Origin of the sequence: Nocardia carnea (genome assembly GCF_029868325.1) — a bacterium.
GTDB classification, from domain to species: Bacteria; Actinomycetota; Actinomycetes; order Mycobacteriales; family Mycobacteriaceae; genus Nocardia; species Nocardia carnea_C.
This window is the reverse complement of sequence record NZ_JARWNW010000243.1, coordinates 1-22,494: the sequence shown is the minus strand read 5'-3', so window position 1 is coordinate 22,494 and position 22,494 is coordinate 1. Positions and strand designations below refer to the sequence as shown.

Sequence of the window (22,494 nt, the reverse complement as noted above, 5' to 3'; positions counted from 1 at the left end):
TGTTGTCTGTTCCCATCCGGCCGGCCAGGGCTGATGGCGGCCGGGGCTTCGTCTTCCGCCGACGGACTGTCGGCGCGGCGCGCCAGCCACCGCGCACCAACCCGCCGGGCGCGGCGGGGGGGGCGGGCGCGGCCGGGGGGGGGCCCCCGCCCGCCCCCCCGCGCGGCGCGGCGCCCCGCCCCCCCCCGCCGGCCGGGCTGTGGTCCGGCGCCACGGCACACTGAGGGGCTCGTGATCACTGAGCGGTGAGGTCGAATCCGATGTACTCGGCGGCGTCCTCGGGACTCGCGAACAGCAGGGTCTTGTCGTCGAGGTGGACCATGCGCCCGTAGTGGGTGGAGCTGATCTCCTCGAAGATCGACCCGTCGAAGTCTTCACCCAGGGCGTCGGTGAGCTCCGCGTAATCGAAATCGAGCAGCCGCTGTCCGTCGACCCTGATCATGGACGGATACTCGGTGAGCTCGACCCCGTCCTTCGCCCCCATCACCTCCGCGACCACCCGGCCGATGGGTGTATTCATCAAGGTGACGCCGCATTTGTTGGAGAACTCCACCGACGATCCGAATTGCATACTCATTTGTCCAGCTCCTCCGGAATATCGAGCCCGAGATCCTCGAGCAGGGAACGGAATTTCGACACCGCGGCCTCGAAGCTGGTGGCGAAGGTGACGGCCTTGTCCGCCGGCTGCGACCAGATGGGCTGCAGCGCCCGCGCCGCGTCCAGGCTCCGGGGCACCCAGACCGACAGCCACGAACCGAACAGTTCTTTGTTGGACTCGCCGAACTCCGGATCGCGCGTGAGCATCCGGAACAGATTCCGCGTGTACGCGAGATCCCGGTCGTAGTCGTATTCCCCGGTGCCCACGATCGTCGGTGTGATGTAGTCACCGTTGCCGGCGGCGATCTGCATGACGAGGTCGCTGCGAAACAGGCTGCCGACCAGCTGTTCGAAAACAATATTCGAGCCGAAGAGCAGTTCGCACCAGTCGCCGACCGCGGTCAGCCGTTCAACGACCTCGCGTGTCGGCTGCCATTCCGGTGCCGACTGCCAGACCTGTTTGTGCAGCGATTCGTCGAAATCCTCTCGTGCTTCGGCCAGATCGAGGTTGAACAGGGCCAGATCCTGTGCGAACCGCAGTTTGTGCGCAGCGTTCACCGCAACCGCGGTGTTGATCATATTCGTCGGGCACGAACGCTGGATGGAGGTGAACACGTGCAGTGCCAGCCCGTTCTCGGCGTGCATCCATGCGCCGAGATTACGGCTGAGGAAGTTCAGCCACGGGCCGTTCCAGCTGTCGTAGACCCGGGCCCGCTTGGCATTGGTGAGACACAACTCGACCTGGTGCACGACTTTCGAGTTGTTCCGGTAGATCGTCTGGTCCCATTCCTCGTTCGGATCGAGGAATTCGTGCCAGTCGGCGGACTTCGCGGCGGTCCACTCCTTGGGGTAGCCACCCGGACCGTCTGCGAAGCCGTAGATCCAGCCCTGCGAGAGGTAGCGGTCGGGGTCGGGCTGGACATCGACCGTGACGTCCTCGTACATCGTTGCCCGCTTTTTTGCGGGCTTGTAGTAGTTGTAGGTGCGACTGCGTGAGCTCGGAAATTCCAGCGCGCCGGCCTCGGAATCGGTGAATTCGATCCGTGGGAAGCTGCGCTGCTGTGTCCCTGGCGTGGTTGTCATCGTCATTCTCGATTTCTGGTGAGAACAGGTGGGCTGTTACATTTCCGCCGGTGATCAATCGAAGGCAGGACTGGTGAACTTGTCGTAGAAGATCTGGTCGTGCGGAGTGTTGTTCTGCTCCAGCAACGCCAGTGCAGCGTCGACCATCGGTGGTGGTCCACACAGATAGACCTCGGACCGGGCGAGTTCCGGTTCGCGGCGGTGCACGATATCGGTCACGTTGCCTTCCTCGACCTCGAGCGGTCCGGCCGGCGCCGATTCCATCGATTCCGAGAGGCAGGCGACGAAGGAGAATCCCGTCAGGCCGCGGCCGAGTTCGAGAATTTCTTCGAGATAGAACAGATCCTGCGGTGTACGGGCCCCGTAATAGAAATGGATCTGCCGGGTGTTGCCGGTCTCCTTCATCTGCCGGAGCAATGCCAGCAGCGGGGACATACCGGCACCGCCGCCGATGAAGATCAGCGGCAGTACCCGGCCGTCCTTGATCGTGCACGATCCATAGGGCCCGGTGAGCGCGAGCTCGTCACCGACCGAGATCCCGTCGTCGAGGAGACCGGCGAATTTTCCGCCCGGGTATTTCTTGATCAAGAACTCGACCTCACCGTTCGCCGACGACGGCGTGGTGGCCATCGAGAACGAGCGGTGCTCCGACGTGCCGGGGATATGGATATCGGAGTACTGTCCCGGTTTGTACCGGTATTCGCCGGGTTCGACAGGCTGTACCCGTAGCGACACGATATCCCTGGTCATGGGTTCGATCGCGGTCACTCTGGTCCGGATGTCCTGGATCGGGACCCCGCTGAGGAGTTCGTCCTCATCGAAGTTGAGCAGTTCGATCGTGCAGTCGCTGTAGGCGGTCGACCGGCACAACAGGACATGTCCCTGTTCGACTTCCGCGTCGTTGCAGGCGAAAGTGGAATAGTTCTCCATCTGGATATCGCCGTCGAGCACGAACGATTTGCAGGCCGAGCACCGCCCCTCGCGGCAGCCGTGCATCAGATGGATTCCCTGCCGGAAAGCGGCGTCGAGAATGTACTCGTTTTCGTCCACATCCATCTCGATATCGACGGGCTCGAAATGGATTCGGTGCTTATCGGCCACTGGTCGCTCCTGGACTCGGAAAATGAACGGGAAGGCCATGGGTGGGCGGCGCCGGGGCCGGGGCGCCGCCCACCCGCGCCACTATCAGGTCGTCGCGGACGTGGCACCGGCGCGGTATTCGGCGACGGCCGCCGCACGTTCCGCGTCCGACATCTGGTTCAGCAGCACATTCGGGCTCTGGAACACGTTGCCGCGCACATCGTCGAGCGTCCACATCTTCTTCGGGTCGTCCAGATCCAGATGCGGCTGGCCGACCAGGGTTTTCCCGTCGTCACGGACGTATCCGAGGTCGGCGACGATATCGGCGAGATCCTTGTCGTGGTGCAGGGTCTCCCATTCCCGGAAACCGGTGAGCCGACCCATATTCGGGGTCGGGCGGCCTTCATATTCGGCGCGGAACGCCACCGCGTCGGTCCAGTAGCAGGGCTCCGAGCAGTAGGTGCGCCACTGGTCGTCGACCTTCTCCACCACCATGTCCTCCCGGATCAGGCAGGGCACCATGCAGGTCCAGCACCGGTGCGGGTACTGGTAGCCGACCTCTTCGAACGCGATCGGCTTGTTCCGGCCGGGATAGGCGAGGCGGTTGTAGTTCTCCCACCACTTGCCGTACTTCGAGTACCAGCCCGGGTACTTGTGCTCGAACCACTCGAAGTCCTTATCGGTCATCGCGTCGATCCGCCAGTAGTTCACCGGCCAGCCGGTCGCGAAGAACCGGGCCACCTCGTGCACGTATCCCTGATCGACGATCCGCTTCCACGATTCCTCGACCAGGTCGTGTGGAATGGTCAGGCCGTACTTCTCCAGCGGAATCAGATAGCTGCGGTAGTAGTCGTCGTAGATCCAGCGACGCCACATCTCGGCATAGCTCTCCCGGTCCTTGCGGCGATCCTTGGTGCCGTACTCGATGAAGGTGCCGATCGCGGCGTCGACCACGCAGTGGTTGTTCCACCAGGCGTAGCGCAGATCCCGTTCCAGCAACGGGCGATTGCGTTCGTCCGCCAGGGCCATCAGCAGGATCGAGTACCCGTTGGAGATATGCCGCGATTCGTCGGACTGCACAGAGTGGAACACCGTGGGCAGCAGGTAGTCGCCGTTGGCGGCGGCCTCGTCGGGCATCGCGACGAAAAGGGTGTTGGTGAACGCTGTCTCGGCAACCACCGTCAAGTAGATGTTCGCCGCAGTGATCGCGTCACCGGTGATGAAACCTTCACCGAACTGCCGGCCGATGGTGCCCGCGTAGTTGTTCGCGAAAGCCTTCTCGGTCATATCGAACCCGGCCGGGTCGATATAGTTGTTCATGTACAGCTTCTTGAGGTTCATCTGAATCGTGGAATGGCGAACCTCGTCGATCATCTGTACCGCGAGCCCGTTGTGGATTTCCGGGTTGGGCACGGCGTCGATCGCCATCGGCATAGCACGTGCCGCCGAGATCTCCGGGAACGGAATGATCGACAAGAACAATTTCTGCCATTCCAGCCAGCGCTGCTGCACCTGCCGGAACATATTGCCGCGGATGGCGCCGTCCATCGCGCCGTACACCCGGTTGTCCTTCTCTTCTTCCATCGGGAAGTAGGACCGCATGATCTGTTTGAGCGGATCCTTCTTCGGCGCCCTCTCGAAGGTGTAATCGGTGCCGAAACGGGTGGCCGGCGTCGCGAAGGTGGGCTCCCAGGCCAACTCGGTGATTTTCGCATGCGCCTTGGTCAGGCTCTGCCTACTCAATGTTCCCTCCTGGGGTTCCGAGCCGGCCGGTGGGCGCCGGCTGCGGTTTGTTGACTGCTCCATTGCAGCCGCCGCGCCCACCGATCGGTGTCTCACTCTGAGACGGAGGTCACATTTTCAGATTAGGTGTGTGGGGCTTCCCGCGCCGCGGCCGTCCGGTGACCACCACGTGTTCGCGCCGGAATGCGAGCGGATACCGCGTTTTCGGGCCCGTGCGCCTGGTCGTGTGCAACCACGGCACTCGCCTGTCGCACGTGCATTCATACGGTTCAGCGATGATCTCGGCACGAACGGGTCGCGCTTCTCTGCAACCGCGCTCCGGTTCATGCGTGTCCGTGAGCGCTTGCTCGAGGGCACGCCCACTGTCTATTGCGCGATCCCGAACTGCCTGATCTTGCGGTACATCGTCGCGCGGGAAATACCGATCTCGGCCGCGGCGGCCTGTTTGTCACCATGGTGATCGCGGAGACTGCGAACGATCGCGTCGCGTTCGAGCGCCTCCATCGGCGTGAGCGTCCGGCGGGTGAGCGAGTGGCACGTCGGTGGAAGTTTATCCGGCGCAATCACTCCGGAACGCTGCTGGGCAAGCGTCGCGGAGAGCACCTGCCGAAGCTCGGCTACGTTTCCCGGCCACAGCAGCTTGGACAGCTGCTGGTGCGCAGCCGGCGCCAGCCGCACATCGGCCCCTTTGCTCAGTTCCCGCAGCAGGTGCGGCACCAGATCGTCGAGATCTTCGATGCGATGACGCAGGGCCGGAACCGGCACCGTGTGCATGAACAACGGCAGGAGCTGGGCCTCCACATTGGGAGACTGGTTTGCCGAATTCATGGTCGCGGCAACCCAGCCGCGCCCGGCACAAGCCTGCAGCAGGATCGAAATGGGTTCGACGAGATCGTCGTCGAGTAGATCGATGTCGGTCAGGACGACATCGAACTCGTCTTTCGCGAGTTCGTGCTCTAGCGCTGCGAGCACATCCTCCAGCGCCGATTTCTTGCCCGCGCGCACCACACGTACCGCCCGATCCGGCCGGATATGCCGGGCGACCATCTCGGCCAGCTTCGCGCGTCCGGAGCCCACCTCACCGTCGAGCACAACCCAGTTCCGGTCCACACAACAGCGCTCCACCTGCTGACAGCTGCGCCGCCAGGAACTGCTGGTACCCGCCAGACCGGGAACGGCCGGCGTCCGAGAGATCAGCCGGGTCCCCGTCGCGACACTGTCGATCAGCGTGACATGTGCGACGACATCGACCCGGTCCCCACTGAGCGCGACCCGCTCGGCAACCTTGATCTTCGCCAACTGCCCACTCGGCAATTCGGCATTGACGACACTGGTCCGGGAATACCGCAAATCATCGGCGTGCTCGAGGAGCGAGTGCTGGTCGAGAGCGTCCAGATAGCGGCGCAGGTAGCGGTTCATCAACATAATGTCGTCCCCGAGCGCCAGCACACCTGCCGGATATCGGCGGCACTGTCGCAGGTAGGTCTCGAGTAACGCGGCTTCGCTTTCGGTCGCCTGGGCACGCAGCCGATCCTCGATCTGTGCACCGGCGGCATTGGCCAGGGCCACCAGGATGGAATCGGACTGCACGGCCCAGCACGTGAGGTCGAGAATCCCGACGATGCGCCCGGACAGCGGATCCCGGATGGGAGCGCCGGCGCAGGCGAGGCGGCCGAGTGCGCCCAGGTAGTGCTCACCACCGCGGATGTAGGTCGAACGTCCGGTCTCCACGGCGGTACCGATCCCGTTGGTACCGACGAACCGCTCAGCGTAACTGTACCCACTGGCCAGCCGCACAGTATCCAGCGCGGAACGGATACCGGGGTCCGGGGCGGCGCGATCGAGGACGAGACCATCGGCCGAGGTGAGAACGACACCGACCGCCCGGTCGGCCAGATCCTCGGCCAATCGGTGGATCACCGGGGCGGCAGCGGTAACCAGCGGCGATTCCAGATCGGGCTCCCGTACGAAGGTGAGATCTACGCGGTCCGGGTGGATCCGGAGATCACGGGACCGCTGCCACGAGTTGCGGATGACCCCGGAGATCACACCGTGGTCGACGAGGCCTGAACTCAGGAACTCATCACGCGCGCGCAGCAGCCGCTTACCGGTGTCGTCGTCGCTCACCATCGAACTTCCTATTCATCCCGACTCGGCTCTATACGCTACCCGCTTCCGATGTGACTCAAATCTCATTTTGAGACGCGGGACCACCCGATACAGCACTGTCGGCAACCGCACGCACGTTTCCATGCCGCGGTTCGGGATATCCGAGCATCAGGCACCTGGAGCGCTGCGCGTGACGGCACCATGATTCGCCGAAGATCGGCCGATTCGCCGGGAGCCCGAACACAGATTGTGTCAGAATCACTGACAGCCCCACACCTGGGTGGAGCGATGTACCGTCCGGCATCCGATCACCATCTTCGTCGACTGGGATAGTTTGCCCAGTCGTCACCCGCTACGACGAACTTGCTGTTCGCTAGCTGGCCCCGGTCCGCGTCGCCGCAATCAACTGGTGGTTATCCAGCCACGGTTTATGAAACGCTAGTGGTCTTCCTGGAACGCGGATTGGTTCGATCGTCGGTGTTTCGATGGCTCCGACGGAGGGTGAACCGAGATTTGCTTGCCCTCTAGGATGGGCAGCATGGCAACCGATGAGGTGCAAGCCCTCGTCGACGATCTGGCCGAGCGCCTACAGCGGTCGGTGGTGGTCGCCGACTCGCGACTTGACACTCTATACAACAGTGCCCATTTCGGCGACGAGGACCCTGCGCGGGTGTACGCGTTGCTTAAAAGGCGTGGCCTCAGTGAAGCCATTGGTCATATCCTCGCGCAAGGTGTCGGCACCTGGACCCGCCCGGGCATCATTCCGCGCAACGCCGAACTTGGATTGCAGGCCAGGTTCTGTGCTCCGATCAGATGGCGCGGCGAACTGATCGCCTTCATCATGGTGATTGACCCGGACGGGACCATTACGGCCGCTGAGGCAAGCAAGATATCCACCTTCGCTGACCGCGTGGCTCCAGTGCTGGCGGCTGAGTTGCATGGCGGCAGCGAGATACTCGAACAGATCACCCACGGCTTGGTGAGTCACGACGGGGCTGTCCGTCGGCAAGCGTTGACAGAACTTGCGACGACGGAGATCTCGAGCGACGTCCACGAGGTCACCGCAATCTGCCTTTCCCTCCAGGGTGATGCAGCGGGTACTTCCTCGGCTCACGTGACTGCCTCCATGCGCAGTGCGTTCAAGTTTCCGAAACCCACCAGCAGTCGATTCCAGCTGGGCACAGCCGAGAAGCAGGGGGCCGTTATCCTCATCGGGGGAACTCGGGCCCTCAGTCGCGAGACGGTCGTGAGTCATGCCCGCCGGCTTCTCGCGAGAGTGGATGAACTGTCCGCAGGACAGTTCAAGGTAGTGGCTGGCATCGGCCCCACCGTGAACGGTCTCGATCGAGCACACGAGACCGCTGAGCTTGCGTCGCTCGCCGCGCGCGCGGCCGAGTTGGGACTTTTCGAGGAAGTAACGACCTGGGAGGAGCTGGGTCCGTACGGTCCGTTGCTGCGTATCCCCGCCGGCCAATTGGGTCGTCTGACCCTGCCAGCGGAGGTTCAACGCCTCCTCGATCTCGATCGGGACGGACAGTTCGTGCCGACGCTGCGCGCTTTCCTTGATGCCGCCGGGTCAGCACCCGCCGCGGCAGAGGTCCTGCACATCCACCGAACGACGCTCTACTACCGGTTGTCCCGAGTCCAGGAGCTCCTCGACGTCGACCTCGCCGACGGTCAGACGCGACTAAGCCTGCACCTCGGCATCGCGTTGCTTGACCTCATGCCGGATCTTCGACACTTGTAGAAGTCTTGGCCCGCAAGTTCTATCGCTGCTCCGTGTCCCCGAACCCGAGCTTGCCTGACGCGCTTAGTTTTGTCCACCGTTGCGACTCGAATCTCGCAGCGGACTGGAGCGTATAGGGTCGGCCAGTGCGATGAGTTCACCCCGTGAATTTGAACCGCCCGTGTTCCGGGCGACCTCTTCGACATCTGTAGGAAGTTCGGGGTCATGCTTCCGATGCCAGTCCATGTTCCCACAGCGGTATCTGGACGACAGTTATGTGACTGCCATCATGCACAGTAGGGAGTCGCGCCCAGACGACCACAACTTCCTTTTCAAGCGAGCCCTGGTCGACCTGACGAGGACCTCCGTGGCGGGCCCCGGGTCGTCGGAGGGCCCGCGGTAACCGCAGCTCTCGGCTTGGCGGCCGCGAGCGGTCACCGGCTGTATGAATCTTGCGCGACGTAGCTCCTCGCGATCGAAGTCTCGCGCCGCACGGAGCCTGGAACTTCTGACGATGGTCAAGCAATGAACCTAGGAGACAAGTATGGCTACTTCACTGTCTGAAGCCACCGAGGCGGTTCAACCGCCTGCGGAACGCGAGTTTCGAGAGGCGGTCACGCTGTGACCCGCGACCGTAACCTCCCTCGTGGAAAGACCGTCCGACCCGAGCGAATCGTGGTCGTCGGCGCATCTGTAGCGGGGTTGACTGCGGTTGAAACGCTGCGTAGCCACGGTTTCGACGGGTCGATCAGTCTGGTCGGTGACGAGCAAAACGCCCCGTACGACCGCCCACCGCTGTCCAAACAGATTCTCACCGGTACCTGGGAACCCGAGCGTCTCACGTTGCGTAACGACCTCGAGAGGCTTCAGGTTGACATGCGACTCGGGACACAGGTGGTCGCTCTCGATATGACCGAACGCGCCATCGAACTGGACAATCGCGAGCGTCTCCATTACGACGGGCTTGTCATTGCGACCGGAGTGACGCCACGCCGTCTTGCATCTGGACACGACCTGGCCGGAGTGCATGTTCTCCGCACCGTCGATGACGCTCTCGCGTTGCGCGGGCATTTTCTTCCAGGTCGTCGCCTGGTAGTGATTGGTGCGGGGTTTCTCGGCTGCGAAGTCGCGGCCTCCGCCCAAAAGGCAGGTCTACATGTCTCCGTCGTCGATCCGCTCCCAGTGCCGATGGTGCGGCAGCTCGGCGAAGAGGTCGGACGACACGTGGCGTCCCTGCACCGTGACCGCGGCGTTGACATTCATTGCGGCGAAGCGGTCCACCGCCTACTGGGTGACCAAAATGTGACCGGTGTTGAGCTCGCAAACGGCACGGTCCTGCCTGCTGATGTTGTCCTCGTAGCGATCGGTTCAACTCCGGCGACCGACTGGCTTACAGACAGCGGCCTCAACCTCGACAACGGCGTCGTCTGCGACTCCACATGCCGCGCCGCACCCGGCGTCTACGCAGCAGGCGATGTCGCTCGCTGGTGGCACGAGAGTCTGGGCACGCATATTCGGATCGAGCACCGGATGAACGCCACCGAGCAAGCCATTGCGGCAGCCACCAACCTCCTTGGCGCCGATGCACCGTTCACCCCGGTCCCTTACTTCTGGACCGACCAATACGACACCCGAATCCAGGCCTATGGCACCTTTCCGCAGGCCGGTAGGGTTGCGATCGTCCGTGGTGACCCGGACGAGGGGCGATTCATCGCCCACTGCAGTCACAGCAACCGCATCACGGGTGTACTGGCATGGAACATGCCGAAGGAGCTGAGAGCCGAGCGCGCACTCATCGAACAGACGCCGATTCCCGTCGGCTGATGTCCGGGATCGAGACCCGTTGGACCACCGTCCTGTCCCGCAGCAGATGTACATGCCTGCAAGCTCTTTAAGCGCAGCACCAACGTCTGGGCAGAAGTAGGACGACTTCGGCCTCGGGGCGTCCGGCGCGAGCCATACCCCCGAGGCCGACAGCGGCAAGTCCCGTCCGGTGACAACCGCCGGGCGCGACGCTCCCGCAGACCGATCCGGCCGTCCAGGGCCTATACTGCGGGCAAGACGCCAACCCCGATCGACACGGGTGATTGCTCTGTCGGTCCGAGTCTCAGGGCGGCGTCGCTCGCGGTCCTGATATGCGCGCGGTCGCCTCGCATCGCCTTCCTGTACCCGGAAAGGCGAGAATCGACGCCCGCGATGCATTTATCATCGCCGACACCGCAAAGACCTGCCTCACACCCTGCGCCGCTTCGGCACCGGAGACGAGGCGCTGGCCGAACTTGAGGTCTTCTCCCGCTGTGGCGGACTTGCTCGATGACCATTCTCTTTCCCACGTCCTGACCTCGATGCTCGGCATCGGCGTCAGGACGGCAGCACGGATCCTGCTTGAGGTCGGCGACGGCTCCGCGTTCAAGTCCGCCGAACATCTCGTCGCGTTAGCCGGCCTTGCCCCGGTCACCCACCGATCCGGCTCGTCCATCCACGGTGAACCCCCCGCGCGATACGGCAACCGCAAGTTCAAATATGCCGGTTCCTGTCCGCCTTCGCCGCCCGGGGCGACCCCCAAGTCGCGGCTACCACGACCGCAAACGCGCCGACGGGAGGTCGCACAATGCGGCCCTGATCTGCCTCGCCTGACGCAGCTGCGATGATCTCAACGCCATGCTGAAAAGCAAGGAACTCTACCGGGCACCGCTCCCTCAGCCGCTTGACGAAAACCATAGGGGCAAGCGGTCATACCGAACATGGCAACCGCAGTCCCCGCCGAACGGGCATACCGAGCGCACAAGGTTCAGTTGCTCGGGGGTGCCCGTCGGCTGTAGCTGAAGACCTCGGCCTGGCCTGCCGGCGAGTGAGCTTCGGGTGCAACGTGCCGCGGGCGATGGCGAACAGTGCGGCCGCTCGCTACACGTCGTGGCCCCAACCGAGAAGATCGCAGCGCAACTGGTCGATCCCATGACTCTCGTCGCCGGCGCACGCTGCCCCTGCGTGAAATTCCCAGGCGTCGGTTCCGACAGTTGTCGTAACCGGGGTGATGCTATCGGGCGTTGAACCTGGCTGATGCTTTCTGCATTGCTACAGGAAGAGCATGCGTTTCTCGGACTGTTCGACAAGCAGCGCTTCTCGCGGGCGAGTTTCCGCCGCATAGTGGTCCTAAAGCTGCGGGGTCCATGTGATCGGGGCGTCACTGTGAGTCCTGATGTGGTCTGCGGCTATCTGTCCGTAAAGAAACCCGAACGATTGTTAGGTAAAGCTATGACTGAACCTCTGGTTGATTCCGCCGCGGACGTATCGTCGGGCATTGCAGCATTTCCGATGGCCAGAGCCTCTGGGTGCCCCTTCGACCCGCCTCCCGCTCTGCGTGAACTGCAAGCCGAGGGCGCGTTTGCCAAGGTGCGGCTATGGGACGGCAGTACGCCGTGGGTGGTCACCCGCCACGCCGACCAGCGGGCGCTGCTTTCCGATCCGCGTATCAGCGCCGACCCGACCCAGTCCGGTTTTCCGTACTGGGACTCGGCGCAGTGTACTCGTGGGAAAGAGGCACAGTCGCGGATCCCTTTGTTCGAGATGGACGACCCGGAGCATGCTCGGCTGCGCCGGATGGTGAGCGCCCATCTCACTGCCAAGCGCGTCGAGGCGCTGCGGCCGGCGATTCAACGAATCGCGGACACGCTCATCGACGCGATGCTGGAGGGACCGAAGCCAGTGGACTTGGTCGAGGCGTTCGCTCTGCCGCTGCCCTCCCTCGTGATCTGCGAACTGCTCGGGGTACCTTACGACGATCACGAGTTCTTCCAGGAGAACTCCGTCATTTTCGGCACGCGTGGTGCGCCTCCTGAGGCAACCGCGGCAGCCCGGGACAAATTGACCGACTACCTCGATGGATTGATCGGCGACAAACTTGCTGATCCCGGCAATGACATGCTCTCGCGGGTCGCCGTCGAGCGGGTAGCTACCGGTGAGCTGCCCCGTGCGGATTTGGCACAGCTGGCCTGGATACTGCTCCACGCGGGGCATGAGACCACGACCAACATGATCGCACTCGGTACGTTGGCGCTGCTCGAACACCCAGATCAGCTGGCTCAGTTGCGCGGCACCGACGACTCCAAGCTGATCGCCGGAGCGGTCGAGGAACTACTGCGGTATCTGCACATCAATCAGGTCGGACGGCGCCGCGTCGCGACTGAGGATATCGAGCACGACGGCCATCTCATCCGTGCCGGAGATGGGTTGGTCTTCGCGCTCGATGTCGGCGACCGCGATGAGTCGGTCTTCCCCGATCCCGACCGGCTGGATGTGCACCGGGATGCCCGCCAACACGTCGCGTTCAGCTTCGGTGTGCATCAGTGCCTCGGACAACAACTGGCCAGGGTGGAACTACAGGTGATCTACAGCACTCTCTACCGCCGAATCCCCGGCCTGCGGTTGGCCACTGAGCTCGCGGATGTGCCATTCAAGCATGACGCGTTCAACTATGGCGTTCACCAGCTCCTCGTGACCTGGTGAACCGCACTCGTCAATCTATTGGAAGCTAAAACAAAGAGGAGTAAAACTATGCGAGTCAATGTAGACGAGCACACATGTATTGCGGCCGGTCAGTGCGTTGTGGCCGCGTCGGATGTCTTTGATCAGCGTGACGATGACGGTATCGTGGTGCTGCTGAATGACAACCCACCCGACGAGTTGATCGAAGATGTCCGGCACGCCGCTTCTGTGTGCCCAGCGCGCGCGATCCTCCTGGACGAGTCCTGAGCGTCACGCAACGTGTTGCGTTCGTCGAGGTCTTAAGCGCCGCACGACAATCCGTTCATGAGCAGAGGTAGCCACTGTATCCGCAGTTGAACGGCAGCCGGTTGAAGGGCTCTGACTGCCAAGCGCGCTTGCTTGCGGCCGCGAGCTTCTACTTGCAGCGGGCGGGCCAAAGGCGCGATCGTCTCGCCAAAAGTCAGGCAGACCGGATGCCCACTCGAACGGCTCGGCGGCGCTGCCCACCCTGAATGGACAGCGTCGCCCCCGTTTACATTACTTGCCGGCGACGACATTGGCGGGCCGCACTAACCCGCTCAGCGGCCAGTCACGCGAAGCTGGCCGGCCCAATTCTGCTCGTAGCAAACAATCAGCGAGCACTCGACAGCGTCGACACACAACCAGCCAGCATCAAGAACGACCGCCGCGGAGTCTGGTAACCCCGACACCCTGAAGACTACGCCGATCCCTGGCCACTGCGTCGGCGGCGTCCACCCAGCCGTTCTACAAGGAGAAGGATCCGCCCGCAGCAGAAGAGCCACCGTCGAGGTCGTCGACACCGTGGTCCCCTGCTCGCCCTGGGATAGGGCCAGGGTCCAGATCAGGCCTGCGATGTTTGTTACACCAAGCTGCTCTACCGCGAGGGCGATATCTGTGACGAGTCGCCGTTACACCTCGGCAGAACCGTCTTTGCTGACTCGCAGTCCATCTTCGATTAAGGAAATTCTGTGTCGACTTCGACCGAAACCCGCCGTGACCTGACGACGCTGGCCATCGGAGACACCCCGCTCCGGTGGACTCGCGTGGAGACAGGACACGATGGCGGCACCGGCTGGCTCCATTCCGGAATCGCGGTGCTGCCCGACCGCTCCCTGCTCGTCGCGCACCCCGAAGGCCGAGACCTCGTCCGTATCGATCCCGACGGTACGAGTGCTCGAATTCCGACCGAACTGACCGAGATGCACTGCATCACCGTCGCCTCAGGAGCCAACGGTCGAACCGTCGTCTGGGCCGCGGACAACGGATTCCGGTTCGTTCACGATAGTCCTCGTTACGGCGAAATCCACATGCAGGGTCGTGTGGTCGCCCTCGATCTCGATGGTTCGATCGTGCAGGAGCTTGAAGAGCCGACGGAGTTCGGTGTCTGGAGCCCGACGTCGGTGATGCCCGCGAACCCGAACGACCCGGCAAGTGACATCTGGGTCGCAGACGGCTACGGTCAGATGCTGATTCACCGTTTCGCAGCCGATGGCACGCTGCTGTCGACATTGGACGGTACCGAGTCGGGCAAGGCGTTCAACTGTCCGCACGGAATCCTCCTACGTGAAGTCGGCGGCGAACAGCTGCTCTACGTCGCCGACCGCAGAAACACGAGAATCTGCGTGTTCGACCTGAACGGCAACTTCCTGCGCACCCTCGCCGAAAACATCGTGGACAGCCCGTCGAGCATGGTCGATCACAACGGCTACCTCGTCGTCACCGAATTGTTCGGAGCGCTAGCGGTATTCGACGGCGACGACTACATCGGGCACATCGGCTCCTCCGGCCGCGATCGTACCGCCGATCGATGGCCCAACGTGGTGAACACAGAAGGACAAACAGTCGCTCCCGAACTCGTCGACGGCAAGTTCAACAGCCCCCACGGCATCACGAGCAAAGACGGATCTCTCTACCTGACCGAGTGGGTCATCGGTGGACGCGTCGTCCGCCTCGACCCCGTCACCTGAACCGGACAACACCTTTCCCTCCAGAGCTTCGAGGAGCACCGAGTGAGCACGAACAGAGCAGTCACCTACATCGGACCGGGCAAGGTCGAGGTCCGTGAGATTCCCTATCCCAAACTCGAACTCGCAGACGGACCCGGTGTCAACCCGGCGAACGTCGGACGAAAATGTGAGCACGGTGTAATCCTGGAGGTCGTCACCACCAACATCTGTGGAAGCGACCAGCACATGGTCCGCGGACGCACCACCGCCCCCAAAGGATTGGTACTCGGACACGAGATCACCGGACGCGTCATCGAGGTCGGTCGCGACGTCGAATTCATTAAGGTCGGTGACCTGTGCTCGGTACCGTTCAACATCGCCTGTGGACGCTGCCGTAACTGCAAGGAAGGCAAGACCGGAATCTGCCTGAACGTCAACCCCGATCGCCCCGGATCCGCATACGGATACGTTGACATGGGTGGCTGGGTCGGCGGGCAGGCCGAGTACGCGATGGTTCCGTACGCAGACTTCAACCTCCTCAAATTCCCCGACGCGCAACAGGCACTCGAGAAGATACTCGATCTGACGATGCTCTCGGACATCTTCCCGACGGGCTATCACGGCGCCGTCACCGCAGGCGTCCGACCGGGCTCGACAGTTTACATAGCCGGAGCAGGACCCGTCGGGCTGGCAGCGGCCGTCGGCGCTCAGCTACTCGGTGCCGCGGTGGTCATCGTCGCGGACCTCAACGCCGACCGTTTGGCTAAAGCGCGCGCGTTCGGATGTGAGACCGTCGATGTTTCCCAGGGGGACCCTGCAGCCCAGATCGAGCAGCTTCTCGGTGTGCCCGAGGTCGACGCAGCGATCGACGCGGTGGGCTTCGAAGCAAGGGGCCACGGCGCATCGGCAACCGTCGAACAACCTGCCACAGTGCTGAACTCGTTGATGGACATCACCACCGCGGGCGGCGGAATCGGAATACCGGGGCTGTATGTCACGGGAGATCCGGGCGCTGCGGATGAGGCAGCCAAGCACGGATCGTTGTCGTTGAGTTTCGGCACCGGTTGGGCGAAGTCGCTATCTTTCGCAACGGGCCAGTGCCCTGTCATGAAGTACAACTACGGACTGATGAACGCGATTCTCAACGATCGAGTGAAGATCGCGGACGCCGTGGGCGCCACTGTCATCTCACTCGAGGATGCTCCTGCCGGCTACGCACAGTTCGACAACGGCGTTGCACAGAAGTTCGTCATCGATCCGCACGGACTGGTCTCGGGGCAAGCGGCGTGATCTGTCAACGACAAGGCGGAGCCCTCCACCGCTAGCTGGAGTGCATCATTGTTCAAATCGGAACTGCCGACGCCGACGGACGTAGGCGGGATCGGTTGTACCAGGGGCCTCGAGTTCGAGGATTACGTCGAGTCCGCCAATAACGAACTGACGTTGTTGCCTATGATCAAGATCCGGAAGCTTACGACAACCTCGCCTCGATCCTGTCGGTCGACCGAATCGAGGCGATCTTCCTTGGGCCGGGGATATGTCAGCCAGTCGGTGGCTGTCGGCGAATGGGGAAGGGGCCCGGCGGCGCGGAGATCAACCTCAACATCCTGCAACGGGCCATGGCACGCGCGGCATTTACGTCGGCCTCGTCGCCAGTAGCGCTGAAGAGGCCGCCACCCGACGGGATCAAGGATTCCGAATGGTTTCGTTGGGTCCGACACCGGTCTCATGATCCGATAAAGCCGAGCAATGGCCACCCAACTCGGCCGCGAACCGTGTTTACACAGCTTTTTAGGGCCCCGTAGAACCGTCTGGCAATGACGCTGCGCTCACGGCCGATGCCCGTTGCCCGATTTGGGCGGGGACTGCTTCGACCTCGTCAGCGTTGTTGATGAATGGCACGGTCAGCTGTGGGCGCCGACATCTAGCGCGCGTTTGATCGGTTCCAGGGCTTGGGCAGGGACGTCGCACCAAGACCGACAGTTGGCTACCGCGTGCTGCGGCGAGATGGACCTGAATCCTTGTACGTCAGCAGCCATGTTTCATATCGATGCAGATCCAGTCCAATCCCAGGACTGCAGCATTGTCGGTTACGGCGGCTCTTTCGAAGTCACCCACATGCCGAGGCAGTTTCATTTGCGGCGAGTCGTTTGCGTAACGCTTCGTTCATGTTCGATATCTTTTAATCAAGCTTCATTTTCTTTCGCTTGCGTCGGGGAAGTCATTGCATTGTGAGGATATGAAAAGTCAAGCAACTGGGCGTTGAATTCGTCTGCTTCACTCACATGAGGCTGGTGTCCGCTGTGCTCAAAAATAGTAAATCGGCTATCGGGTATTTGGTCGGCAACCCACTGCATTCCTTCCGGTTGATAGTAATTCGTGAACCTAGAAGTAACCACCCAGGTCGGTACGGTTATGCGAGGTAAGACATCTCGCCAGTCGGAGACGAAGTGGTTGAGGAAAAGTTTGGAGACTGCGGCGTGGTCGAAGGATGCCCACGGTTCTTCTGCCATTGCAGAGCCGGGGGGCAGTGGGGGTTCCTCATCCTCATTGCTCCATTTGATGCGGAAATTCACACAGTCATCGACATTGCTCCAGTTCACGCCCTTCACGCCCCCCTGCCACTGCTTGTCGTTGATTATTTTCGGTGATTGATCGATATGGACGAAGCTCTCAATCCGATCGAGTCCAGATATCGCGAACATCGCGTGCGACACCGATACCCCCATGGAATGGCCCACCAAGGTCACCTGATCGAGATCTAGTGCCGAAATCAATTCACGGACGTCCTGCCCCATGCGTGCGATCGTTTGTCCGTGGGGCGGTTTCTGGGAGTCGCCGTGGCCCCTCAGGTCGAGTGCTATTGCTCGATGACCGGAACCCAATACCGCCTCACGCTGATACTCCCAGTGTCCCCGTCGGCAGCCGTAACCATGCAGGAAGAGGAAGGTGTGGCCGTCACCTTCATCGTCGTAGATCAATTCAACATCGTCGGACGTAATGAACGACAATCCCTGTCCTGACACATGAGCTCCTTCGAAGGGGTGAGGCAAACGGACGAGTGCATCTCGCTCCGATGTGGTGGAGTACGAAACTAAGTCGCGGCGGTGTGGCTAAATATTATACAGTCCTGCAGCGCTGAATCCGCCGTCGAATGGCAGGGTATGTCCGGTGATATGGCCGGTGTTTTTCGAAGTGAGGATCCCAACGGTGAAAGCGATTTCCTCAGGGTTGCCATGCCGCCGCAGCGGATTTTGACTGCAGTGGGAATTTTGAATTCCTTGGCTGTGAGTTAAATGGGCGAGAGGTATTTCGAAGGTGTCGGGTGTAGCAGCGTTTTGTCGCTGTAACAGCGTTTGCCGCGATACCCGCATGCCGAATTCGACGGCAAATTGGCGAGCCAAAGTGTCGACGTCGGCTTTAGTTGACCTGTAGACGGCTCGGCCGACACCCGCCCGGATTCCGCTGATGGAGCTGATATTGATAATTCGCCCCGCCTGCACTCGACCATCATATTCGCCGCACGTTGGCTGCAACGGAAGACTCCCGTCAACGTGTATTCCCTTCTTGCGCCGGAGGAGGCGATGTTTCGGGGCTGCTGATTTCACGGGCGCCTCACTCGATATATCGACTGTGATGCAGATCGCAACACGCGTCAATCGGCGACATCCGTTCTAGGGGGTTCTGTTCCGCATCGCGGGACGGCGAAGGGTCGGTTCTGCCAACTCGCGGGGGCGGGGACGCGTGATGCGTCGACACTCTTCAAGACCGGTTGTCGCCTGTGCGGCCCTGCTTTACTCTGGTCGCCTGCAGCGGTTTACCAACGTCACGGTGTCTCGAGCCTGGAGGTAGGGGCGGGCACCAGACAACGCCGGGCGGTGTGTCCCTTCGGCTACCGGCCCGCCTCCTGGGGCCGCTGGTTGCGCGGCACCGATTCCAGGACGAGGTCGTAGGAATAGCCGACGAGGTCCTTCACCGATTCTGTGGTGATGCCCTGACCCGCGCTTACGGAGATCCAGTGTCGTTTGTCGAGGTATCGCCCAGGAGTAACGCACCCGTACTTCTGTTGCAGAGACCGCGCGCGGTCGGGCTCGGCCTTGACAGTGATGATCTGCTCGTCGGGGTCGTCAGTGACGATCAGGAAGACCTTCCCTGCCACTTTGTAGACGTCCAACTTCTCGGTGAACGGGCGACCGTTGTTTGCCCCGGGCAGCTTGTTTGCGGTACTGCGTGCGACATCCTGAAGCCGCTTGCCGGTGATCGTCATCATTGCGCCGCCCAGCCAGAGATGCCGGAGGTTTCCGGATCGACCGGTTGGTTCGACCGCGGAAGGTTGCCGGCTACAGGCCGGTAGGGCTCGTTGGCCAGCTTTTTGGCGATCGAGTCGTCTGCCTCCAGTGTGGCCCAGCGCTCGTTGTTCATGCGGTAGCCGGGGATGACGTCTGTGTGTGTTGCGCGCAGGGCCCTAGCTTCGCCCAGCTCCGGCTCGACGATCACGCCGGGCTGGCCCGGCACGCGGGTCATCCTCAACACCTTGCCGCGTACCTTGAACTCCTCCCACCCTGACCCGAAGGGATGCTCCAGCTGGGCTTCGGCCAGTTCCTCCACGCTCTCGGCGGCGAACATAAGCAGGGTCGATCCGTACATGGGTGTTCCCTCCTCTGGGTGGTTGTCCGAGGCATCGGCTAACGCCGCAGATGCCATATCCCATCCTTACCCGACGCGGGCAAGAACCGCAGGTAGTCTGCGGACACGTGATGGTCGACAATCGACACCTCAGGCGCACTTCAGAAGTCGGTCCCGGTCGGCGGACCGTGCAGGCCGCGGTTCCGCTGTACGATTTCCAGCCCCCGGTCGGCACTCCGTACGGCCTTGAGGTGAGCACTGTCGAGGACTTCTTCGCCGAGCACGACGACTGGCCGTGGAATCCACCCCACCCCGGCCGCGCAACCTTCCACTACCTGATCCTGGTCACCGAGGGGGAGCTGCTCCACGATGTCGACCACGTCACCTGGACCGTCGCCCGCGACCAGTGGCTGTGGGTGCGTCCCGGGCACGTGCAGTGCTGGCATCCGCCGGGCGCCGCCCGCGGTCCGTTCATCCTGTTCGAGCCGGACGTGCTGACCTCCGAGATCGCTCGCCTGCTGGCCCCGGTCACCGCGCAAGCGGCCCCTGCTGTGCTCAGCCCGCACCCCGATGATGCGGCCTGGCTGCGGCAGACAGCACTCCAGCTCCTGGACGAACACCGTGCATTGGGGCGCCGACAGCTCGAAGTCCATCACGCGCTGCGGCGCAGCCTGCTCCAAGCACTTCTGTTGCGACTCGCCAACTCCCCCGACCTGAACACCACCGGCGCGGCGGCGGGCAACACGGGTCGCGCGGACATGTACGCACGGTTCCTGGACGCCCTGGAGCTGCAGTTCCGGGAACTGCACCTGGCCGCGGACTACGCCCGGCTGCTCGGCTGTTCGGTTCGCACCCTCAGCCGCGCGACCCAGGACGCCACCGGCAAGGGAACGCGTGAAGTCATCGACGAACGGCGGCTGTTGGAAGCCAGACGCCTGCTGGGAGATGCTCGCTGGGACGCGCAGGCAGTTGCCGCCCATCTAGGTTTCAGCGACCCGGCGAACTTCGGCCGCTTCTTCCGTGGCCACACCGGTCTAACACCGGCAGCCTTCGCGGCACGCGAAGCCAAGAACGGCAAATGAGGCGGGCACGGCACAAGGCCGCATCTTGCTGCTGTCCGGTCTCCGGGCAGCAGTGGGCAGTCATGGACCGCTCGGCTGGCTGGCGGGTGCGAGTACCTCGCGCAGGTAGCGGCCGGTGACGCTGCCGGGATTGTCGGCGATCTGGCCGGGGGTGCCGGTGGCGATGATGCGTCCACCGTGGACGCCGCCGCCGGGGCCGAGGTCTATCACGTAGTCGGCGTTAGCGATCATGTCGAGGTCGTGTTCGATGAAGACGACGGTGGCCCCGTTGTGGTTCGTCAGTCGTCGAGCAGCACGACATGCTTGCCCGGTGTTGTGCCGGCCTCGATGTCCGCCTGTGCATCGCGAACCTGGTCCAGACCGCGATAGACCTTCGCGACTGGGGCTTCGAGGCGCCCGTCGACGATAGCTTGCAGCTGCTGCTGGAATACCTCGGCGGGCAGGTCAGTGGCTTCGCCGGCATAGGCGGTCAGCCGCACTCCGTTGGGGATCATGAATGGGGTGAAGTCGGGGATCGTCCACTGGCCCGCCAAGGCCCCGGTGAAGCAGACGGCGCCGTGGCGGTGGACTGCGCGGAAGGTGTCGGCGAGGACCGAGCAACCCACAAGTTCTAGTGCGGCGTCGACGCCGTCGGGGAGCAGCTCGCGCACCTGGTCGGCGATGCTGCCGTCGTCGACCACGACATGGTCGACGCCGACGGCCATCAGTTCTTCGGCACGGTCCGGGCTGCGGGTGGTGGACAGTACGGTGGCTCCGAGATCCTTCGCGAGCGTGGCCGCGCTCAGCCCGACCGAGGAAGTGCCGCCCCTGATCAGCAGTGTCTGCCTTGCCCGCAGACCCAGGCCCGTGGTCAGGGAGCCGTAGGCGGTCTGGAACATCTCGGGCAAGGCGCCGACGACCTCCCAGGGGAGATCGGAGGCGAAGGGAATCACCTGGCCGGCCGGGACGGTGACGTATTGGGCGTACGCGCCGTCGAACCAGCGGCCCATACCGCCCATCATGGTCGCCACCTGCTGGCCCGGCCGTAGCCCGCTGGTCTCCTCGGCCTGATCGACCACGCCGACGCCCTCGATGCCGGGAATACGTGGATACGTGACCTCCGGGTCCGACTCACCCTTGCGAGTGGTGACCTCGGACTCGTTGACGCCGAACGCCCTAACCTTGATCCGCACCCAGCCGGGATGGGGCTCAGGTACCGGTACATCCTCGACCTCAAGCGCGTTGAGACCGCCCGGCTGGGTGACGACAACGGCCCGCATCGTGGTAGGAGTGACGCCAACGGCGGCTTGTGCCTGACTCATCGTTCACCCGCTACCGGCGATGGAACTGGTACGCGAGGGTGGGTACGGGGTGATCTGCTGTGGATATTCACCGCTTCGCTCCTGTTCGTTGGGGTAGCGCGGAAGAGCGCACCCACCGGATTTGTGGCCAAGAAGGATCGGCGACCGCACAAGAGAAGAAATCACGACCTGCGAATCAGACACTAACATCGGCACCGAGAATTAAGATCATCCCAGGGCGCGGCCGGTCTACGGTGTCCCTACCATGTGCAGATGCAGGTCTTCATCCGGGGCGCAGCTGCATTGACGATCATTCTGGTCGGCGGCGCGGCCTGCGCGAAACAACGATGAAGGGTCAACGCGTAGTCAGGCTGCTTTCTCGGCAATACAGGTTACGATCTTGACATTTGACTCCAGACCGCTGGACATTCCCAAAGTTCGGCATATTCGAAGGCAGTTGCCAGCCCCGGCTGGCGCCACCCGAGCTCGCCGCACTTGAGTTAATGTCGTTCTAGACTCGGGTGTGGAAGCCCGCGGAATGAGCGAAGCTGAACGGGCACCTTTTGGACTGGTGTTCAGGCGGTTTCGGTGATCGGCCGGTCGACCCAGCTCATCAGGTCGCGCAGCTTCTTACCGGTGACCTCGATCGGGTGCTCGGCGTTGGCCTTGCGCAGGCCCTCGAGCTCCTTGTTGCCACCCTCGACATTGGCGACCAG

General features: G+C 62.6%; 17 protein-coding genes and 3 pseudogenes. 8 read left to right on the top strand and 12 right to left on the bottom strand.

Annotated elements, in window-relative coordinates:
- Positions 1-235: 235 nt before the first annotated feature.
- The 5 genes from mimD to QH196_RS21420 all read right to left on the bottom strand — a co-directional run bounded on the left by mimD (position 236) and on the right by QH196_RS21420 (position 6,633).
- The gene (gene mimD, locus QH196_RS21440; RefSeq protein ID WP_280417599.1) at positions 236-577 is read right to left on the bottom strand and encodes a propane 2-monooxygenase effector subunit MimD; all 342 of its coding nucleotides are present in this window, start codon (positions 575-577) and stop codon (positions 236-238) included.
- Positions 574-1,680 carry an aromatic/alkene monooxygenase hydroxylase subunit beta gene (locus QH196_RS21435; RefSeq protein WP_280417614.1) on the bottom strand — a complete coding sequence of 369 codons (1,107 nt, stop codon included), beginning with the start codon at positions 1,678-1,680 and terminating at the stop codon, positions 574-576. The genes mimD and QH196_RS21435 overlap by 4 nt, the downstream gene beginning before the upstream one ends.
- Positions 1,681-1,734: 54 nt before the next feature.
- A complete protein-coding gene (locus QH196_RS21430) occupies positions 1,735-2,781 on the bottom strand; it encodes a 2Fe-2S iron-sulfur cluster-binding protein (RefSeq protein ID WP_280417598.1) in 1,047 nt (348 codons plus the stop codon).
- An 84-nt stretch (positions 2,782-2,865) separates the two neighbouring features.
- Positions 2,866-4,503, bottom strand: coding sequence for a methane monooxygenase (locus QH196_RS21425; protein ID WP_280417597.1), 1,638 nt, complete (start codon positions 4,501-4,503; stop codon positions 2,866-2,868).
- Between the two features lie 366 nt (positions 4,504-4,869).
- On the bottom strand, positions 4,870-6,633 hold the full coding sequence (locus QH196_RS21420; RefSeq protein WP_280417596.1) for a sigma-54-dependent Fis family transcriptional regulator: 1,764 nt from the start codon (positions 6,631-6,633) through the stop codon (positions 4,870-4,872).
- A 517-nt stretch (positions 6,634-7,150) separates the two neighbouring features.
- Here QH196_RS21420 and QH196_RS21415 point away from each other — a divergent pair.
- The 7 genes and pseudogenes from QH196_RS21415 to fdhA all read left to right on the top strand — a co-directional run bounded on the left by QH196_RS21415 (position 7,151) and on the right by fdhA (position 16,080).
- On the top strand, positions 7,151-8,359 hold the full coding sequence (locus tag QH196_RS21415; RefSeq protein WP_280417595.1) for a PucR family transcriptional regulator: 1,209 nt from the start codon (positions 7,151-7,153) through the stop codon (positions 8,357-8,359).
- A 600-nt stretch (positions 8,360-8,959) separates the two neighbouring features.
- A complete protein-coding gene (locus QH196_RS21410; protein WP_280417594.1) occupies positions 8,960-10,162 on the top strand; it encodes an NAD(P)/FAD-dependent oxidoreductase in 1,203 nt (400 codons plus the stop codon).
- A 290-nt stretch (positions 10,163-10,452) separates the two neighbouring features.
- Positions 10,453-11,038, top strand: a pseudogene (locus tag QH196_RS32560) (transposase); the annotation flags it as partial.
- A gap of 555 nt (positions 11,039-11,593) precedes the next feature.
- Positions 11,594-12,844, top strand: a complete 1,251-nt coding sequence (locus tag QH196_RS21400) for a cytochrome P450 (protein WP_432279528.1) — start codon at positions 11,594-11,596, stop codon at positions 12,842-12,844.
- A gap of 48 nt (positions 12,845-12,892) precedes the next feature.
- Entirely contained in the window at positions 12,893-13,090 is a 198-nt protein-coding gene (locus QH196_RS21395) for a ferredoxin (RefSeq protein WP_280417593.1), read from the top strand.
- A gap of 848 nt (positions 13,091-13,938) precedes the next feature.
- Positions 13,939-14,811: a hypothetical protein gene (locus tag QH196_RS21390; RefSeq protein ID WP_280417592.1), complete on the top strand. Its 873-nt coding sequence runs from the start codon at positions 13,939-13,941 to the stop codon at positions 14,809-14,811.
- A 42-nt stretch (positions 14,812-14,853) separates the two neighbouring features.
- Entirely contained in the window at positions 14,854-16,080 is a 1,227-nt protein-coding gene (fdhA, locus tag QH196_RS21385; protein ID WP_280417591.1) for a formaldehyde dehydrogenase, glutathione-independent, read from the top strand.
- A gap of 896 nt (positions 16,081-16,976) precedes the next feature.
- On the opposite strand, the gene QH196_RS21380 is transcribed toward fdhA, so the two are convergent.
- The 4 genes from QH196_RS21380 to QH196_RS21365 all read right to left on the bottom strand — a co-directional run bounded on the left by QH196_RS21380 (position 16,977) and on the right by QH196_RS21365 (position 19,494).
- The gene (locus QH196_RS21380; protein ID WP_280417590.1) at positions 16,977-17,816 is read right to left on the bottom strand and encodes an alpha/beta fold hydrolase; all 840 of its coding nucleotides are present in this window, start codon (positions 17,814-17,816) and stop codon (positions 16,977-16,979) included.
- 87 nt (positions 17,817-17,903) lie between these two features.
- The gene (locus QH196_RS21375; RefSeq protein WP_280417589.1) at positions 17,904-18,293 is read right to left on the bottom strand and encodes an SDR family oxidoreductase; all 390 of its coding nucleotides are present in this window, start codon (positions 18,291-18,293) and stop codon (positions 17,904-17,906) included.
- 389 nt (positions 18,294-18,682) lie between these two features.
- A complete protein-coding gene (locus tag QH196_RS21370; protein WP_280417588.1) occupies positions 18,683-19,060 on the bottom strand; it encodes an MmcQ/YjbR family DNA-binding protein in 378 nt (125 codons plus the stop codon).
- On the bottom strand, positions 19,057-19,494 hold the full coding sequence (locus QH196_RS21365) for an MmcQ/YjbR family DNA-binding protein (protein WP_280417587.1): 438 nt from the start codon (positions 19,492-19,494) through the stop codon (positions 19,057-19,059). Before QH196_RS21365 ends, QH196_RS21370 begins: the two co-directional genes overlap by 4 nt.
- A 173-nt stretch (positions 19,495-19,667) precedes the next feature.
- Between QH196_RS21365 and QH196_RS21360 the strand changes: the two genes are divergently transcribed.
- Positions 19,668-20,498 (top strand): helix-turn-helix domain-containing protein, encoded by an 831-nt coding sequence (locus tag QH196_RS21360; RefSeq protein WP_280417586.1) that lies wholly within the window; start codon positions 19,668-19,670, stop codon positions 20,496-20,498.
- A gap of 60 nt (positions 20,499-20,558) precedes the next feature.
- On the opposite strand, the pseudogene QH196_RS21355 reads toward QH196_RS21360, so the two are convergent.
- The 3 genes and pseudogenes from QH196_RS21355 to QH196_RS21345 all read right to left on the bottom strand — a co-directional run.
- Positions 20,559-20,783, bottom strand: a pseudogene (locus QH196_RS21355) (hypothetical protein); the annotation flags it as partial.
- A complete protein-coding gene (locus tag QH196_RS21350) occupies positions 20,777-21,799 on the bottom strand; it encodes an alcohol dehydrogenase catalytic domain-containing protein (RefSeq protein ID WP_280417585.1) in 1,023 nt (340 codons plus the stop codon). The gene QH196_RS21350 and the pseudogene QH196_RS21355, both read right to left, overlap by 7 nt.
- Positions 21,800-22,353: 554 nt before the next feature.
- Positions 22,354-22,494 (bottom strand): annotated as a pseudogene (locus QH196_RS21345) (ketol-acid reductoisomerase); the annotation flags it as partial.